The sequence below is a fragment of the Rothia similimucilaginosa genome (genome assembly GCF_029850985.2).
Classification (GTDB): Bacteria; Actinomycetota; Actinomycetes; order Actinomycetales; family Micrococcaceae; genus Rothia.
Genome location: NZ_CM138149.1, coordinates 1,820,558 through 1,839,085, shown reverse-complemented (window position 1 = coordinate 1,839,085; position 18,528 = coordinate 1,820,558). Strand labels below are relative to the sequence as shown.

General features: G+C 54.2%; 11 protein-coding genes, 1 tRNA gene and 3 rRNA genes. All 15 read left to right on the top strand.

All coding sequences use genetic code 11. The features are described from left to right. Positions 1-7: 7 nt before the first annotated feature. The 15 genes from QFX07_RS07565 to QFX07_RS07495 all read left to right on the top strand — a co-directional run bounded on the left by QFX07_RS07565 (position 8) and on the right by QFX07_RS07495 (position 18,294). Positions 8-325 carry a DUF2516 family protein gene (locus QFX07_RS07565; RefSeq protein WP_279742187.1) on the top strand — a complete coding sequence of 106 codons (318 nt, stop codon included), beginning with the start codon at positions 8-10 and terminating at the stop codon, positions 323-325. Between the two features lie 220 nt (positions 326-545). Further along, positions 546-1,283: a phosphoglyceromutase gene (locus QFX07_RS07560; RefSeq protein WP_279755183.1), complete on the top strand. Its 738-nt coding sequence runs from the start codon at positions 546-548 to the stop codon at positions 1,281-1,283. A gap of 168 nt (positions 1,284-1,451) precedes the next feature. Beyond that, positions 1,452-2,594, top strand: coding sequence for a sensor histidine kinase (locus tag QFX07_RS07555; protein ID WP_279755184.1), 1,143 nt, complete (start codon positions 1,452-1,454; stop codon positions 2,592-2,594). Between the two features lie 41 nt (positions 2,595-2,635). Next, entirely contained in the window at positions 2,636-3,319 is a 684-nt protein-coding gene (locus tag QFX07_RS07550; protein ID WP_279755185.1) for a response regulator transcription factor, read from the top strand. 12 nt (positions 3,320-3,331) lie between these two features. Then, entirely contained in the window at positions 3,332-4,078 is a 747-nt protein-coding gene (gene ispD, locus QFX07_RS07545) for a 2-C-methyl-D-erythritol 4-phosphate cytidylyltransferase (RefSeq protein ID WP_414628314.1), read from the top strand. 73 nt (positions 4,079-4,151) lie between these two features. After that, on the top strand, positions 4,152-4,634 hold the full coding sequence (gene ispF, locus QFX07_RS07540; RefSeq protein ID WP_279742183.1) for a 2-C-methyl-D-erythritol 2,4-cyclodiphosphate synthase: 483 nt from the start codon (positions 4,152-4,154) through the stop codon (positions 4,632-4,634). Positions 4,635-4,705: 71 nt separating this feature from the next. Next, on the top strand, positions 4,706-6,124 hold the full coding sequence (gene cysS, locus QFX07_RS07535; protein WP_279755186.1) for a cysteine--tRNA ligase: 1,419 nt from the start codon (positions 4,706-4,708) through the stop codon (positions 6,122-6,124). Positions 6,125-6,219: 95 nt separating this feature from the next. After that, the gene (rlmB, locus tag QFX07_RS07530; RefSeq protein ID WP_279742181.1) at positions 6,220-7,206 is read left to right on the top strand and encodes a 23S rRNA (guanosine(2251)-2'-O)-methyltransferase RlmB; all 987 of its coding nucleotides are present in this window, start codon (positions 6,220-6,222) and stop codon (positions 7,204-7,206) included. A gap of 963 nt (positions 7,207-8,169) precedes the next feature. Beyond that, positions 8,170-9,698: ribosomal RNA gene (locus QFX07_RS07525) — 16S ribosomal RNA — on the top strand. Positions 9,699-10,006: 308 nt separating this feature from the next. Continuing rightward, positions 10,007-13,097 (top strand): 23S ribosomal RNA (locus QFX07_RS07520). Between the two features lie 120 nt (positions 13,098-13,217). Continuing rightward, positions 13,218-13,334 (top strand): 5S ribosomal RNA (rrf, locus tag QFX07_RS07515). The 16S, 23S and 5S rRNA genes sit together here, the layout of an rRNA operon. A 435-nt stretch (positions 13,335-13,769) precedes the next feature. Further along, positions 13,770-14,372 (top strand): DUF6891 domain-containing protein, encoded by a 603-nt coding sequence (locus QFX07_RS07510; protein WP_279754235.1) that lies wholly within the window; start codon positions 13,770-13,772, stop codon positions 14,370-14,372. A gap of 418 nt (positions 14,373-14,790) precedes the next feature. Beyond that, a complete protein-coding gene (locus tag QFX07_RS07505) occupies positions 14,791-15,669 on the top strand; it encodes a DsbA family protein (RefSeq protein ID WP_279754237.1) in 879 nt (292 codons plus the stop codon). Positions 15,670-15,898: 229 nt separating this feature from the next. Then, positions 15,899-15,972: transfer RNA gene (locus QFX07_RS07500), tRNA-Thr, on the top strand. 123 nt (positions 15,973-16,095) lie between these two features. Beyond that, positions 16,096-18,294: an acyltransferase family protein gene (locus tag QFX07_RS07495; protein WP_279741644.1), complete on the top strand. Its 2,199-nt coding sequence runs from the start codon at positions 16,096-16,098 to the stop codon at positions 18,292-18,294. The last annotated feature ends 234 nt before the right edge of the window (positions 18,295-18,528 follow it).

Sequence of the window (18,528 nt, the reverse complement as noted above, 5' to 3'; positions counted from 1 at the left end):
GAATACTATGTCTCCTATTCTGCTGGTCTGGTATGTGACCACTTTTGTTGATACGCTGCTGGCTATCGCTGGTGCTGCGGTTGGTCTGCTGGCTTTTATGCGTGCGTGGGCGTCTCCGGCAAACGCGTACGATTTTGCCGGTAAGCGCCCGAAGAACACGTGGTTGGCTTTGACCGGTGGTTCTGCTGCGGTTTCGCTGTTTAGCGTTTTTGCTGCGGTGACTGGCGGCGGTAATACTGTGCTGATTCTTCAGTTGGTTGCGGCTGTGATTAGCTGCGTGTTTCTTGCTGGTGTGTGGCCTTCGGTTGGTCGCCGCCGTTTCTAGCATTAGCTTGTGCGCTCGCTTTGAGCGATAGACGGTGAAGCCTCGTGCGCTGTCTGACGGGTTTGTCCTGATCGGGTGGTGTGCGGGGCTTTGTCCTTTTCTAGTGGGGTTCTTGAGTCTTCTGTTCTGGTAAGGAAGACCCTTATAAATTTTTGGGAGAATGCATACTTTCTAAGCCTTGAGGCATGACAAACCAGCGGGTAAATGAAAAAATAGAGGTATGACTTACAAACTAGTACTCCTGCGCCACGGCCAGTCCGAGTGGAACGAGAAGAACCTGTTCACCGGCTGGGTGGACGTTAACCTGACCGATAAGGGCCGTGCTGAGGCTAAGCGCGGCGGCGAGTTGCTGGCAGAGCGCAACATCCTCCCCGATGTTGTTCACACCTCCCTGCAGCGTCGTGCAATCAACACCGCAAACCTTGCCCTGGATGCGGCAGACCGTCTGTGGATTCCCGTCAAGCGCTCCTGGCGCCTGAACGAGCGTCACTACGGTGCTCTGCAGGGTAAGAACAAGTCCGAGATTCGCGAGGAATACGGCGACGAGAAGTTCATGACCTGGCGTCGTTCCTACGACGTTCCGCCGCCCCCGCTGGATGATAACGACCCCTACTCGCAGGCGCACGACCCCCGCTACGCGGATGTTGAGAACGCTCCCCGCACCGAGTGCCTGAAGGACGTTCTGGGCCGTATGCTTCCCTACTGGGAGTCGCACATCAAGCCCGACCTCGTAGCAGGTAAGACCGTTCTGGTTGCTGCACACGGTAACTCTCTGCGTTCGTTGGTCAAGCACCTAGAGAGTATTTCCGATGAGGACATCGCGGGCCTGAACATCCCCACCGGTATTCCGCTGTACTACGAGCTGGATGAGAACTTCAAGCCCGTCAAGGCTGGCGAGTACCTGGACCCGGAGGCTGCTAAGGACGCTATTGCTGCCGTAGCAAACCAGGGTAAGTAATATCTCCGGCAGGATTGCACCCCTGTCATTGTGATGAGCCGTCCACCGTTGAGGTGGGCGGCTCATTGCGCTCTCTGTAAGGTTTCTGCACGGGGAGTCCGCCTGAGAAGGGGGGGCGTCCGCTCAAGTGCTGGGTATCGGCCACATTTATACTTATGGGGTACCCGAATGGAAGGGAAGTACATGGATGCCGGTCTGATCGCCTTTATTTCGGGCATGATAGGTCTGCTGGTGGGCGTCCTGAGCATGAATGCGGTGGCGCGTAGCGAGCGGGAGCAGGAGCGTAGCTTGGTGTCGGTGCCGGCGCTGCGTGATGGTGCCGCTCAGGTGCTTGCTGTGATTGGTCGTGCTTACCTGGTGATTGATGAGGTGGGCGGCGTGATCCAGGCTTCTCCGGGTGCGTATGCGATGGGTCTGGTGCGTGGTCATACGGTAGCCTCTGATGAGCTGGCGGAGATGATTCGCACGGTGCGTCATCGCGGTATTTTTGTTGAGCGTACTTTTGAGATTGACCGCGGTGAGGGTGAGGCGCTGGTCTTGGACGTGCGTGTTGCTTCGCTGGGGGACGAGTACATTCTGGTGCTCGCAGATGACCGCACTGAAATTTCTCGTGTTCAGCGTATGCGTAATGATTTTGTGGCGAATGTGTCGCATGAGTTGAAGACTCCGGTGGGCGCGGTGAGTCTGTTGGCTGAGGCTATTGAGCAAGCGAGCGATGACCCGGAGGCGATTGAGTATTTTGTGGGTCGTTTGCATAAGGAGACTCTTCGCCTGTCTGCGCTGGTGCGTGACATTATTGAGCTTTCGCGTCTGCAGTCGACTGATGTGATTGCGCGTGGTGGTCCGGTGTCGGTGCTTTCTTTGGTGGCTGATGCGGTGGATCGTTCGAATATTGTGGCGGAGGAGAAGGATATTCAGATTTCTACCCGCATCGAGGAGCTCCCCGAGGTGTATGGTGACGCCGAGCTACTGGGTATTGCTGTGCAGAACGTGGTGGAGAATGCGGTGCGTTATTCCCCGGAGCATACGAAGGTTGATATTTGGGTCCACCGTGTAGCTGATCAGCTACTGGTTGAGGTTACTGATCAGGGTGTGGGTATTCCGGAGGATGAGCAGAAACGTATTTTTGAGCGTTTTTATCGGGTTGATCCGGCTCGTTCGCGTCAGACGGGCGGTACTGGTTTGGGCTTGAGCATTGTGAAGCATGTGATGACTCAGCACGGTGGTAGCGTGACGGTTCGGTCGATGCCGCAGGAGGGCTCGACGTTTACGTTGGCGTTGCCGCTGAATGAGCCTCCGGTCGAAGTGTAGTGTTAGCGCTATAGGTTTTATGGAATCGAAGGAAGTTATTGATGTCTAAAATTCTGATTGTTGAGGACGAAGAGGCCCTCTCGGATCCCCTTGCGTTTTTACTGGGTCGTGAGGGTTTCCAGACGATTGTTGTTGACAGCGGTCTGGACGCTCTGCCGGTGTTTGACCGCGAGGGTGCAGATTTGGTGCTGCTGGATGTGATGCTCCCGGGCATGTCCGGTATGGAGGTGTGCCGCAAGCTACGTGAGGTGTCTTCGGTCCCGATTATTATGCTGACCGCTAAGGATTCTGAGCTGGATAAGGTTCTGGGTTTGGAACTGGGCGCTGATGATTATGTGACCAAGCCGTATTCTGCGCGTGAGTTGATTGCTCGTATCCGCGCGGTGTTGCGTCGTCGTTCGGCGGAGACTGATTCTACTACTGAGCCGGTGTTGCAGGGCGGCCCGGTGCGTATGGACATTGATCGCCATGTGGTGACGGTTAATGGTGAAGAGATTTCTATGCCGCTGAAGGAGTTTGAGCTCCTGGAGATTCTGCTGCGCAATGTGGGTCGTGTGATGACTCGTGGCCAGCTGATTGAGCACGTGTGGGGGGCTGACTATGTGGGTGATACGAAGACTCTGGATGTGCATATTAAACGTCTGCGTTCGAAGATTGAGCCGGATTCTTCTGCCCCGCAGTATGTGGTGACGGTTCGCGGATTGGGCTATAAGTTCGAGGTGTAGACGGGCTTGAGAATGATGACTTCTGCTTCTGCGGCGAATACTGCTGTGATTGTTTTGGCGGCTGGTTCGGGTACTCGCCTGGGTGAGCCGATTCCGAAGGCCGCTGTGCGTGTGCATGGTCGTACTTTGCTGGATTATGCGTTGGAGGGTGCGCTCGCTTCGGGTGTTGCTGAGCATGTGGTGGTGACTGTTCCTGCTGATTGTTCGGTGAGTTGCCCGGAGCTTTTGGAGGATGCTCGCCGTGCTGGTGCGTTGATTACCGCCGGTGGTGATACGCGTACTGCTTCGGTGGTTGCGGCGTTGGATGCTTTGAAGGATGCGCAGGTTCCGGTGGATTATGTGCTGATTCATGATTGTGCTCGTGCTTTTACTCCACCGCAGGTGTATCACCGTGTGCTTGATGGGCTGGGATCTGAGAGTCCCCAGGGTGTTGTACGTGCGGTGATTCCTGCGTTGCCGATAGTGGATACGGTGAAGACCGTGGATTCTACTGGTTTGGTGACGGGTACTCCTTCACGTGCGCAGATGCGTGCGGTGCAGACTCCTCAGGGTTTTGAGGTGGCTGCCCTGTTGGCGGTGCATGAGCGTAGCCGTTCCCTGCCTGCTGAGGAGGCTGAGCTGCTCACTGATGATGCAATGGCGATGGAAGCGGCGGGCGAGCCGGTGTTGACGGTTGCCGGTGATGCGAATGCGTTTAAGGTGACGACTCCGATGGATTTGCGGATTGCTCGCGCGCTGTTTGGTGATTCTACTGCCTAAGCCTGCCTCCTAACGTCTCTTGTGCTGAGGCGTTGCTACTGAGAAGATTTTTGATCGATTGAAGGGTCCTATGATGACTGTTATTCCTCGTGTTGGTACCGGTGTTGATGTCCACGCTTTTGGTGAGGAGGGCACTCCTCTGTACATTGCTGGTCTGCATTGGCCCGGTGAGCGTGGTTTGAGCGGCCATTCTGATGGTGATGTGGTGGCCCATGCTGCCGCGGATGCTCTTTTTGCCGCCTCCGGCACAGGGGATTTGGGCTCTAATTTCGGTGTGGACCGCCCGGATATGAAGGGTGCTTCGGGTGTTCGTATTCTTTCTGAGGCTGCGGCGATTGTGCGTGCTGCTGGTTTTGAGATTGGTAATGTGAGCGTTCAGCTGGTGGGTAACCGCCCGAAGTTCTCTCTGCGCCGTGATGAGGCGAACCGCGTGCTGAGCGAGGCGGTGGGTGCTTCGGTGACGGTGATTGCAACGACTACTGACGGTTTGGGTTTGACTGGCCGCGGCGAGGGTGTGGCTGCTATTGCGACGGCGCTGGTGTTCGAGCGTCCTTAGGTGTCTGGTTGGCTTGACCTATTCCGTAACTTACCGTCCCGGTGTCTGAACCGACCCCGTAGAATGAAAGTGTGACTATGCGTTTTTATGATTCAGCTTCCGCGACTATTCGCGAGTTTGAGCCCGTCGTGCCCGGTGAGGCGCGTATCTATTATTGTGGTGCTACGGTACAGGGTGAACCACATCTGGGCCATATCCGTTCGGCGTTGGTTTTTGACCAGTTGAGCCGTTGGATGTGTTACCGCGGTCTGAAGGTGACGACGGTCCGCAATGTCACTGATATTGATGACAAGATCTTGGCGAAGTCTGCTGATTCTATGGAGCCCGGTTTTGAGGGTGAGTTCCCGAATGAGCAGTGGTGGGCGCTCGCCTATCGTTTTGAGAAGGTTTTTGCTCAGGCGTATGCGGCGCTGGGTATTGATCCGCCGACTTATGAGCCGCGCGCGACCGGTCATATTCCGGAGATGTTTGCTCTGATTCAGCGTCTGATTGATCGTGGCCACGCGTATCCTGCGCTGGATGATTCTGGTGATGTGTATTTTGATGTGCGTTCCTGGAATAAGTATGGTGCGCTGACTAATCAGAGCATTGATGATATGCAGGATTCGGTAGATGCTGATCCGCGCGGTAAGCGTGACCCCCGCGATTTTGCCCTGTGGAAGGGTTATAAAGAGGGCGAGCCTCTGACTGCTTCGTGGGAGTCTCCGTGGGGTCGCGGCCGTCCGGGCTGGCACCTGGAGTGCTCGGCTATGTCTGGTAAGTATTTGGGTTCGCGTTTCGATATTCACGGCGGCGGTTTGGATTTGCGTTTCCCGCACCATGAGAATGAGCTGGCGCAGTCGACCGCTGCCGGTGATGATTTCGCGAACTTCTGGATGCATAACGGCATGGTCACCTATGAGGGTGAGAAGATGTCGAAGTCGATTGGTAATACGATTTCGCCGGCGCAGATGCTGCAGATGGCTCGTCCGCTGGTGGTTCGTTACTATCTCGGTAGTGCGCATTATCGTTCGATTCTTGACTACCGTCCATCGTCTCTGCAGGAGGCGGCAACTGCTATTGAGCGTGTTGAGGCGTTCCTTGCTGCAACTCAGGATGTGCTGAAGCCGGGCCGTGAGGTTCCGGAGGCTTTTGCTGAGGCTATGGATGATGACGTGAACATTCCGCGTGCCTTGGCGGTTCTGCATGAGCAGACTCGTGCGGGTAATGCTGCGCTTGCTGCTGGTGAGGATGCTTCGGAGGCAGCTAACGCTGTGATGGCTATGGCGGAGGTGCTGGGTTTGGCTCAGCTGATGAGTTTTAACGCTGAGGGCACTTCGGGTGCTGAGCATGAGGCGCTGGATGCACTGATTCAGGCGGTGTTGGCGGAGCGTGCTGATGCTCGTGCTCAGAAGGATTGGGCGAAGGCTGATGCGATGCGTGATCTGTTGGCGTCTGCTGGTGTGCAGGTGAAGGATGGCGCGAATGGTTCGAGCTGGAGCGTTGGCTAGAGGGTGATGTGCCACGCGTTTGTGCGTAAGGCTTAGGTCCCGCGGGTTTCTCTCGCGTAGACTCGTATTCATTACTTTGACGAAGGAAGAGAAGAATGGCTAAGGCAGGTTCGCGCCCGGGCGCTACCAGCAAGAAGAAGGGTGCTACTAAGGGCACTGGCGGTCACGGTCGTAAGGCGCTTGAGGGTAAGGGGCCTACTCCGAAGGCTGAGGACCGCGTTTATCACAAGGCGTATAAGATGAAGCGTGCTGCTGAGCGTCGCGCTGCTACCGGTACGAACCGTAAGTTCCAGACTCGTCTGGGTGGTAAGCGTGCTAGCGATGAGCTGGTGACTGGTCGTAATGCGGTGCTTGAGGCTCTGCGTACTGAGATTCCCTCAAAGCACTTGTACATCATGAGCCGTGTTGAGGTTGATGACCGCGTTCGTGAGATCATGACTATTGCGAATAAGCGCAATATTCCGATGCTGGAGATTCCGCGTAGCGAGCTGGATCGTTTGACTGATGGTTCTGTGCATCAGGGTGTTGCGATGCAGATTCCGCCGTATAAGTACCCGGATGCGACTGACCTGGTGCTGGATACTATGGAGCGTTGGCACTCGGGTAAGCTGTCGACTCCGCCGCTGTTTGTTGCTTTGGACGGTATTACTGATCCGCGTAACCTGGGCGCGATTATTCGTAGCGTGTCCGCTTTTAGCGGTGATGGCGTGATTATTCCTGAGCGTCGTTCGGCTGCTGTGACTGCTGGTGCGTGGAAGACTAGTGCTGGTGCAGCTGCTCGTGTTCCTGTTGCGATGGCGACTAATCTGACTCGCGTGATTCAGCAGGCTAAGGAGCAGGGTATTTTCGTGATTGGTCTGGATGGCGGTGGTGATATTGAGTTGCCGGCTCTGGAGCTTGCGAATGAGCCGCTGTGCGTGGTGGTTGGTTCTGAGGGTAAGGGCCTGTCCCGCCTGGTGACTGAGAACTGCGATCAGATTGTGTCGATTCCGATTGATTCTGCGATGGAGTCTTTGAACGCGGCGATGGCTGTGGGCATTACTCTGTACGACGTCTCTCGTCGTCGCGCTACCGTGAACTAGAGTTTTGAAGCTAGCGAGCTGCAGGCTTGTAGCTTGAGTGAGGAGGGCGTCCCCGTGAGGGGGTGCCCTCCTTTTCTGTCTTTTCTGCGCTCTCCCCATATATATGGGTTCATATATTCATATATAGGGAGGCTGCAGAACGGGGAAACGGGGAATCGTAGCGGTAGAGAAATATAGGTAATCCAGAGATTCCAGAGATGGGGGGGGCTCCTCTTCTTGAGGCTGAGGGGCTCTGTCGCCCTTCTATATGGGCTCTTTAGGGAGCTTCTGCAGGTTTTTTGGGTTCTTTTGAAGGTTTTTAAACTTTTTTCGAAGAACTTTTGAGGAGCTTATCCTTTCCTGACTAGGGGTTCTAGTGTCATGTTTGGGTCAGGATGGACCTAAACCCCCGTGTTTGTGGTCTACTTCACCCTTTTTTAGGTTGCATGGGTGTTTAGGCGTCTGTATAGTTGTATGAGTCGCCGCGGCGAGGAGGAAAAAACGAAGAACTTCTTCGGTGTTTCTCCTAGTCGGAAGCGGTTGAATGACTTTCAATTGTATAGTGTTTTGGTTTCTTGCTTGAAGGAAATCCGGGTTGCTTTGTTGGTGATGGTGGAAGAGTTTAGGAAAGAAACTTTGTGGTGTGAATCACGGAAAACGGATTTGCATGACAAACAAAACGCTGGTATAGTTGATTGGGTTGCCGCGGGAACGCGGTGATCATGAAATAACATGAATGACCGTTCAACGGTAAGGCTTGCTTGAAATAGTAAGTTGAGGTGTTGAATCGGTGTGTTGCTTGAGAACTCAATAGTGTGCTTTGTTCAATAAAATCACCATTATGGTGGTTGAAACTGAAACTAATACCAAATATTTATTTATATTTGATAATCATCAAATGGTTTCAAATTTAGTCAGCTTGAGTCACGCACCCCCGTGTGTGATTCGCTGTTTGAGATCAGATTATCAAGCTTTTCTATTTTTTCAACGGAGAGTTTGATTCTGGCTCAGGACGAACGCTGGCGGCGTGCTTAACACATGCAAGTCGAACGATGAAGCCTAGCTTGCTAGGTGGATTAGTGGCGAACGGGTGAGTAATACGTGAGTAACCTACCTTTAACTCTGGGATAAGCCTGGGAAACTGGGTCTAATACCGGATACGACCAATCTCCGCATGGGGTGTTGGTGGAAAGCGTTATGTAGTGGTTATAGATGGGCTCACGGCCTATCAGCTTGTTGGTGAGGTAACGGCTCACCAAGGCGACGACGGGTAGCCGGCCTGAGAGGGTGACCGGCCACACTGGGACTGAGACACGGCCCAGACTCCTACGGGAGGCAGCAGTGGGGAATATTGCACAATGGGCGCAAGCCTGATGCAGCGACGCCGCGTGAGGGATGACGGCCTTCGGGTTGTAAACCTCTGTTAGCAGGGAAGAAGAGAGATTGACGGTACCTGCAGAGAAAGCGCCGGCTAACTACGTGCCAGCAGCCGCGGTAATACGTAGGGCGCGAGCGTTGTCCGGAATTATTGGGCGTAAAGAGCTTGTAGGCGGTTTGTCGCGTCTGCTGTGAAAGGCCGGAGCTTAACTCCGTGTATTGCAGTGGGTACGGGCAGACTAGAGTGCAGTAGGGGAGACTGGAATTCCTGGTGTAGCGGTGGAATGCGCAGATATCAGGAGGAACACCGATGGCGAAGGCAGGTCTCTGGGCTGTAACTGACGCTGAGAAGCGAAAGCATGGGGAGCGAACAGGATTAGATACCCTGGTAGTCCATGCCGTAAACGTTGGGCACTAGGTGTGGGGAACATTCCACGTTTTCCGCGCCGTAGCTAACGCATTAAGTGCCCCGCCTGGGGAGTACGGCCGCAAGGCTAAAACTCAAAGAAATTGACGGGGGCCCGCACAAGCGGCGGAGCATGCGGATTAATTCGATGCAACGCGAAGAACCTTACCAAGGCTTGACATATACTGGACCGCATCAGAGATGGTGTTTCCCTTCGGGGCTGGTATACAGGTGGTGCATGGTTGTCGTCAGCTCGTGTCGTGAGATGTTGGGTTAAGTCCCGCAACGAGCGCAACCCTCGTTCTATGTTGCCAGCACGTTATGGTGGGGACTCATAGGAGACTGCCGGGGTCAACTCGGAGGAAGGTGGGGATGACGTCAAATCATCATGCCCCTTATGTCTTGGGCTTCACGCATGCTACAATGGCCGGTACAGAGGGTTGCGATACTGTGAGGTGGAGCTAATCCCTAAAAGCCGGTCTCAGTTCGGATTGGGGTCTGCAACTCGACCCCATGAAGTCGGAGTCGCTAGTAATCGCAGATCAGCAACGCTGCGGTGAATACGTTCCCGGGCCTTGTACACACCGCCCGTCAAGTCACGAAAGTTGGTAACACCCAAAGCCGGTGGCCTAACCCTTTTGGGAGGGAGCCGTCTAAGGTGGGATTGGCGATTGGGACTAAGTCGTAACAAGGTAGCCGTACCGGAAGGTGCGGCTGGATCACCTCCTTTCTAAGGAGCACATTTAGTTGGCCATACTATCCGCGAGTGTCGGGTGGGTGGTTTTGCTCATGGGTGGAATATTGGTTTTGGGTTGGATGAGGCGCATTGTTGGGTTTTGGGGTAACACATGTGTGTTGTTCCTTTGTTTGCCTGGCATGGTGATGATGTGAGAATTTGTTTTCTTGTGTTGTTGTTGTGTTGTGGGTTGTTGTTTGAGAACTATATAGTGGACGCGAGCATCTTCTGGAATTTGCGTTGAATCAATGCTTTTGTGTTGGTTTGATTGTTGATTTTAGATTCTTATTTTTCTTGATTGTGTGTAAGTTATTAAGGGCACACGGTGGATGCCTTGGCATTAAGAGCCGATGAAGGACGTGTGAATCTGCGATAAGCCTCGGGGAGCCGATAACTGGGCTGTGATCCGAGGATTTCCGAATGGGGAAACCTGGCTCATCTTCATGGTGAGTTACCACCAGCTGAATGTATAGGCTGGTTGGGGGGAACGCGGGGAAGTGAAACATCTCAGTACCCGCAGGAAGAGAAAATAATGTAATGATTCTGTGAGTAGTGGCGAGCGAAAGCGGAAGAGACTAAACCTGTGGTGTGTGATAGCGGTTAGGCGTTGCATCATGGGGGTTGTGGGAGTCACAGTGGCAGTTCTAACTGGCTGCCGGCATGATGTTCAGGATGGTAGGTGAACGACTTGGAATGGTCGGCCGTAGAGGGTGAGAGTCCCGTAATCGAAATTGTTCTGTCCGTGGTGTGGCCACCCGAGTAGCACGGGGCTCGTGGAATCTCGTGTGAATCTGCCAGGACCACCTGGTAAGTCTAAATACTTCTTAGTGACCGATAGTGAATCAGTACCGTGAGGGAATGGTGAAAAGTACCCCGGGAGGGGAGTGAAATAGTACCTGAAACCGTGTGCTTACAAGCCGTTGGAGCCTTTTGGGGTGACAGCGTGCCTTTTGAAGAATGAGCCTGCGAGTTAGTGTTATGTCGCGAGGTTAACCCGTGTGGGGTATCCGTAGCGAAAGCGAGTCTGAATAGGGCGTTTGAGTGGCATGACCTAGACCCGAAGCGGAGTGATCTATCCATGGCCAGGTTGAAGCGACGGTAAGACGTCGTGGAGGACCGAACCCACTTCAGTTGAAAATGGAGGGGATGAGCTGTGGATAGGGGTGAAAGGCCAATCAAACTCTGTGATAGCTGGTTCTCCCCGAAATGCATTTAGGTGCAGCGTTGCGTGTTTCTTGCCGGAGGTAGAGCTACTGGATGGCCGATGGGCCTTCACGGGTTACTGACGTCAGCTAAACTCCGAATGCCGGTAAGTGAGAGCGTAGCAGTGAGACAGTGGGGGATAAGCTTCATTGTCGAGAGGGAAACAGCCCAGACCACCAACTAAGGCCCCTAAGCGTGTGCTAAGTGGGAAAGGATGTGGAGTTGCTTAGACAACCAGGAGGTTGGCTTAGAAGCAGCCATCCTTGAAAGAGTGCGTAACAGCTCACTGGTCAAGTGATTCTGCGCCGATAATGTAGCGGGGCTCAAGTACACCGCCGAAGTTGTGGCAATGATCTTTTTGGATTGTTGGGTAGGGGAGCGTCGTGTGGCCGGTGAAGCTGCGGTGTAAACCAGTGGTGGAGGCTATGCGAGTGAGAATGCAGGCATGAGTAGCGAAAGATGAGTGAGAAACTCATCCGCCGGATGATCAAGGGTTCCAGGGTCAAGTTAATCTGCCCTGGGTTAGTCGGGGCCTAAGGCGAGGCCGACAGGCGTAGTCGATGGATAACGGGTTGATATTCCCGTACCGGTGAAAAACCGCCCATACTGATATTGTGATGCTAACCATGCGAAGCATGATGTGCAGGCTTTTGTTTGTGTGTTGTGTGGGTTGTGGGGCCCGATCTTTGGAGGTAAACGTGTTAACAGGTGTGACGCAGGAAGGTAGCCAAGCCACGCGATGGTTGTCGTGGTCTAAGCGTGTAGGGTTGTCGGTTGTTAAATGCGCCGGCTGTGTGCCTGAGACGTGATGGGACCCTGTTTTTGGGGGATTTGGTGATCCTATGCTGCCGAGAAAAGCATCGGCGTGAGGTTTTAGCCGCCCGTACCCTAAACCGACACAGGTGATCAGGTAGAGAATACTAAGGCGATCGAGAGAATCATGGTTAAGGAACTCGGCAAAATGCCCCCGTAACTTCGGGAGAAGGGGGACCTTGAGCGTGATGGGTACTTGCTGCCCGGAGCGTGTATGGGTCGCAGAGACCAGGGGGAAGCGACTGTTTATCAAAAACACAGGTCCGTGCGAAGTCGTAAGACGATGTATACGGACTGACTCCTGCCCGGTGCTGGAAGGTTAAGAGGATTGGTTAGCCTTTGTGGCGAAGCTGAGAATTTAAGCCCCAGTAAACGGCGGTGGTAACTATAACCATCCTAAGGTAGCGAAATTCCTTGTCGGGTAAGTTCCGACCTGCACGAATGGAGTAACGACTTCCCTACTGTCTCAACCATGAACTCGGCGAAATTGCAGTACGAGTAAAGATGCTCGTTTCGCGCAGCAGGACGGAAAGACCCCGTGACCTTTACTATAGTTTGGTATTGGTGTTTGGTTTGGCTTGTGTAGGATAGGTGGGAGACTGTGAAGCATGGACGCTAGTTTGTGTGGAGTCGTTGTTGAAATACCACTCTGGTCAATCTGGATGTCTAACTTCGGGCCATGATCTGGTTCAGGGACAGTGCCTGATGGGTAGTTTAACTGGGGCGGTTGCCTCCTAAAGTGTAACGGAGGCGCCCAAAGGTTCCCTCAGCCTGGTTGGCAATCAGGTGTTGAGTGTAAGTGCACAAGGGAGCTTGACTGTGAGACTGGCAGGTCGAGCAGGGACGAAAGTCGGGACTAGTGATCCGGCGGTACGTTGTGGAACGGCCGTCGCTCAACGGATAAAAGGTACCTCGGGGATAACAGGCTGATCTTGCCCAAGAGTCCATATCGACGGCATGGTTTGGCACCTCGATGTCGGCTCGTCGCATCCTGGGGCTGGAGTCGGTCCCAAGGGTTGGGCTGTTCGCCCATTAAAGCGGTACGCGAGCTGGGTTCAGAACGTCGTGAGACAGTTCGGTCCCTATCCGCTGCGCGCGTTGGAAATTTGAGAAAGGCTGTCCTTAGTACGAGAGGACCGGGACGGACGAACCTCTGGTATGTCAGTTGTACCGCCAGGTGCATGGCTGATTGGCTACGTTCGGGAGGGATAACCGCTGAAAGCATCTAAGCGGGAAGCCTGTTTCGAGATGAGATTTCCTGGCACTTTTTGGTGTGTGAGGCTCCTTATAGATGATGAGGTTGATAGGCCGGGTATGGAAGCGAGGACTGAAGACTCGTGGAGTTGACTGGTACTAATAGGCTGAAGGCTTACTTTTCAGGAAGTTGTTTGTTGTTTGCGTTCACTGTATGGTTTTTGGATAATAACCCTGGGCTTCCTTCGGGAGGTTGAGGCTTTTTATTCGGAAATTTTGAATAACACAGTTATTCGCTAGATTTTCCGTGGTTATAGCAAGAGGGAAACGCCTGGTTCCATTCCGAACCCAGAAGCTAAGGCTCTTTGCGCCGATGGTACTGCACTTTTGAGGGTGTGGGAGAGTAGGTCACCGCGGGTTTTTTATTCAAGAGGGGAAGACCTTATAGGTCTTCCCCTCTTTTTGTGTACCCAAAAATTCCTAGAACGAAAGACACCTAATTCATCAGAGGTGCAAAGATTCAGAGACTCAGCTGAGAAGCAGAGAAACAGGGGATGCAGCCTAGACAGCCTGCCAACCTGATGCAGGGGCGACGAGATGGGAAGTTAACAGCTCCGTCTGAATGACGAAAATAGAGGGCGCAGTGGAGAAACTCTTGATACCTTAACAACAAAAGCAGGCCGCATCTCTACCTCAATAAGTAGAGAGCAAGCAAAGGAGCATCATCATGGCTGATGAGAAGACATCTACGAACGCTGGAGCGAAGAACGCCTTGACCTGCCATTCCCCAAAGAATGGGGACTGGACGAAGAAGACGAAGCCGAGCTGCGTTGGGGCCTCTGGCCCCTAATCTTCATGGGAGAACCTGACACTGACCTGTACGTCGAAAGTATTATGGGCGCCCTCGACCTGGGATACGACGATGAAGATAGCAAGCTCTGGGAAAAGCGGGCTGAAGAGTACACTGAAGAGCTCATCAAGCGTCGTCGTGCCTTTGCCGCTGAGCTGGGCATTACCCCCGAAATGCAGAAGAACTCCAACCTCAACCGTGCCTTCGCAGCCCTGGAAGAAGAAAGAGTCATTGCACGACAGAACTTTACCTGCTGCGGTACCTGCGCATCCGCAGAAATCTGGGGCGAAATGGACGATAGCCGTGAATGGAAGGGATACATCTACTTCCATCAGCAAGACACCGAAAGCCTGGCTGAGAGCGGCGGCACCTACATTGGTTTTGGTTCCTTCCTTGCTTACCCCAGGGACGAAGAAAAATGGAATATCCTGAGCGATGCGCAGAAGGAAGAGATTAGGGCCCTTCACGAGAAGCTCTCTGTACAGTTGCTGCGAGAGACGGTTATTCCCGTACTGGAGAAGCACGGCCTGAGCGTGAAATGGAAATGGAAGGGTAACTACAACACCCGCTCCTTCATTGGTGGAGTGGAAGTCTACAACATTCCCTAACGGCTGGTGAGCTGAACCGGGTGGGTGCCTCGGCTTAGCTTGCGGCAGGTAGGAACCTCTCAGAGTTACGAAAGCTTATAAGGAAAATAAGCTGAGAGCGTGAGAATAGACATCACAGTATCTCAGTCAGAGTATTAACTAGCCGATACGGCACCCATTCGGTAGGCTAGACGGGTAGCGCGGTACGTCCATACTAGAGATAAGACAGAACCTATCCACGTGATAGGAACTGATCGATATAGCTTTCAGCTGCCATATACGGCAGGAAGCTATAACTCTAGAACACCCTATAGCGGATAAGAACAACCCCGTGCCGGAAGAGTCAGGTCATCTTTACTCGGATGACGCTTACTCCAACCGGAGTAGGCTAGATGAAGTGGACGAACCGCCACCCATAATCCCAACCAAAGGAGCAGGCATGTCGACCGACGCCCGCGAAAAAGCCCGCCAGATTGCGGCCCAGCAGGCCAAGAAGAGCCCCAGCCAGGCAAGCCGCCGCTGGCTCCAGTTCGGCGTACTCGCCGTGGCCCTCATTATCGTAGGTATCATCGGCTTCGTCGTAGTCAACGGCAACAAGAATACCAAGGTAGCAGAAAGCGGCCCGGTGCCCTCCAGCGCCAACGAATACGGTGGTATCGTGCTGACCAAGGACGGCATCGTCCAGAACTCCTCCACCCAGGAGAGCCGCGACTTCAAGCAGCTTGCAACCTCGACCTCCTCCGTAACCCCCATGGTCAACGGAACAGTAGCAGCAGTCAATACTCTGCCCCCGGGTGTGCAGACCGCTGAAGAGGCATCCAAGAACGGCCAGCCCGTTCGCGTGACCATCTTCCAGGACTACAACTGCGTGCACTGCGCAGAGTTCGAGAAGAAGTACGGTGAAGAAATCCAGAAGCTCGTCGAAGACGGCACCATCACCCTGGAAATCCGTAACCTGACCTTCCTGGACCGCACCTCGCCCACCGCATACTCCGCCCGTAATGCGGCAGCAGCATACTCCGTGGCAAACCAGATCAGTACCAGTGAATTCCTGAACTACCAGCGCGAAATCTTCAACAAGCGGGGTAGTGGTGACATGAACAACCAACAAATCGCTGACATCGCTTCTAAGCACGGTGCGTCTATCGGCTCCGATATGAACGACGGCAAGTGGCGCCCCTTCGTGGACGTGGTCAACGCTGAATCCGCAAAGAACGGCATTCAGGGTACCCCGACCGTCTTCGTTGATGGTGACCAGTACACCAGCAACGACTTCAGTACCTTCCTGAAGGAAAAGATCGAAGCTAAGAAGAAGTAACCTCTTCGATAGAAAAACCCGGTAACCTCCATGCGAGGCTACCGGGTTTTTCCATACACTGTGATGAGTACAAGGGATGAGTGAGCAGCATACAGAAGTGGTGCTCTTAAGGGGTAAAACGAAAGAAACGAACGTACCAGCACCCCATAATTTAGAAGTATTCTCAACCAAAACCTAAAAGAACAACTAAGCAGACTCCACCGCGAGAATAGGGTACACTGGACAGGTTGCCTCCTTAGCTCAGTTGGCCAGAGCATCTGTCTTGTAAACAGAGGGTCACCGGTTCGAATCCGGTAGGGGGCTCAGAAAAATCCTGGTTCGCACCAGCCTCATAGCAGAGGTGCGAGTCAGGATTTTATTGTACGGGTCCTGTAGTGTCTACAGAACCCGTACAACACATCAACGATCCATCCTGAGGAACCGAGAATGTCTGAAACCTCCGGAATCCCGCAGCCCCCCCCCTCGCAGGAAGCCTACACCACTGCACCGCACAGCATCAAAGCACGCGAAGCCAGCGACTACCCCCTCGAAAAGTTCATCGAATCGAGAGGGTTCCGCCCTGAAATTCAGGGTCTGCGTGCCTTCGCCGTGCTCCTTGTGGTGCTCTACCACGTCTGGTTCGGTAAAGTTTCTGGCGGTGTGGATGTATTCATCTTCATCTCCGCCTTCCTACTCTCGCTCTCCTTCATGCGTAAGATCAACGAAGGCAAGCTCCTCAACCTCCTGAGCTACTGGCTGCACGTTTTCCAGCGTCTGTTGCCGGTAGCCACAGTAGTTATTGCGGGTACCACCATTGCGTCCTTCTTCATCCTTGCACCCAGCCGCTGGTCGCAAACCGTAACCGACGCAACGAGTTCCCTGTTCTACTTCCAGAACTGGAACCTCGCGTTTAGCTCCGTAGACTACTACGCCCAAAACGCCTCCGTGAAGTCACCATTCCAGCACTTCTGGTCGCTCTCCATCCAGGGACAGATTTTCATCATCTGGCCCCTGCTCTTCGCAGCAGTAGCCTACTTCGTACGCAGATTCCGCGGGAACCTCTTCACCACCGCGGTATTTGTCTTCAACACGGTGTTCGTCGCATCCCTGACCTTCTCCATCGTTGAAACCGACACCAACCAGGGATTCGCCTACTTTGACACCCGCACCCGCCTCTGGGAATTTGCCATCGGTACTCTGCTGGCAATGCTCACTCTCAAGTGGAAAGCACCCGAAAAGACGCGAATTGTCATGGGCTGGATCGGCATTATCGGTCTGGTCACCTGCGGCGCAATTCTCCCCGTCGAACGAGCATTCCCCGGCTACCTGGCACTCTGGCCCGTGCTCTCCGGCGCGCTCGTCATCATGGCAGGCCGCACCAACAGCCGCTGGGGTATCGATCGGCTGCTGGTCTCCGCGCCCCTGCAGAACCTCGGCAACATCTCCTACGCGCTGTACCTGGTACACTGGCCCATCCTCATTCTCTACAGCAGCGCTGTCGGCACCTCCCGAGTGAACTTCATCGAAGGTGCCGTCATCATCCTTGCCTCCATCGGCCTGGCCTGGCTGCTTATCCGCTTTGTCGAGAAGCCGCTGCGCTACCGCAAGGACCCCTTCGTACCCTGGCTCATGATGAAGATGCGCTTCAAGACCGTCTTCTCCGTCAAGACCTGGGCAGACCAGCTCGCCTTCATCCTCGCAATCTTCCTGGTCGCAGGCATACCCCTGGTCGCCGCACAGACCTGGATTGGCTACCGCAACGCCCAGTCCGAGCACAATGCCGAACTGAAGGTACAGACCGCCAGTGAAAACTACCCCGGTGCCCGGGCTATCGGCGGCCCCCAGCAGGGACTCATTGACACCCCCATCCCCTCCGGTGGCGACGTCAAAACCCAGTTCGACGGACTGAGCGACCCCTGCGCTGGTGGTTTCGCGCCATCCGACCCGGCACTCGCCAAATACTGCAGCGTGCAGAAGTACGGCCCCGAGGACGCGCCGCTGACAATGGTCATCGGTAACTCCCACGCTGAGCAGGCGCTGAGCATCTTCAAGCCCATTGCAGAACAGACCAAGACCAATCTGCAGACCTACCTATTCGGTGGCTGCCAGTACCCGGTCCACGCCGTCAATGCCAGCAACGAATGCTCGGAATTCAACACCAAGATGACCGAGGAAATTATTAAGCGTAAGCCGCAGACCGTGGTGCTTATCGCCACCGTTGCCCAGGCCCGCTCGAACGACGAACGAGTCGACTCGAGCCTCGACGAGACGGTCCGCCGCCTCACTGAGGCAGGAGTCCAGGTCATCGGCCTGCGCGATAACCCGCGCTTCGAGTACAACATTTACGAATGCGCTCAGAAGGCCGGTGCCGACAAGAGTTCCTGTGCACGACCCGCAAGCGAAAAGTACGCCGAAGAAAACCCCGCACAGGAAATCTTCGACAAGTACCGCGACCAGGGTGCCGTCATGGTGGATCTGAAGGACGTGTACTGCCCGGACGGCATGTGCAGCCCCGTGATTGGAAACATCTACGTCTACTTTGATGATAACCATATCTCCAAGACCTACGGCCGCACCATGGCTCAGGAAGTCTTCCAGCGTGCATCGAAAGGCGGCTGGCTCGTCAACGGAAAAGTGAACTTCTAAAGTTCGCCAATATAGCAAATCCTCCACGCTGTTCTATAGAAGTGTGAACAGAGCGGAGGATTTGCTATTCTCAATTCCCTGTAAGGATGATGACGCCCAACCCAATACCGTCTCTCCGCATAGCACGCAGAGTGCTGTCAAATCCTAAGAAACCCCCGCTCGTATCTGTTGAAGCGCCCATAACAATGGGATACTGGGCAACAGGACGCACTGAAAGCTCAGCGAAGAACCCGG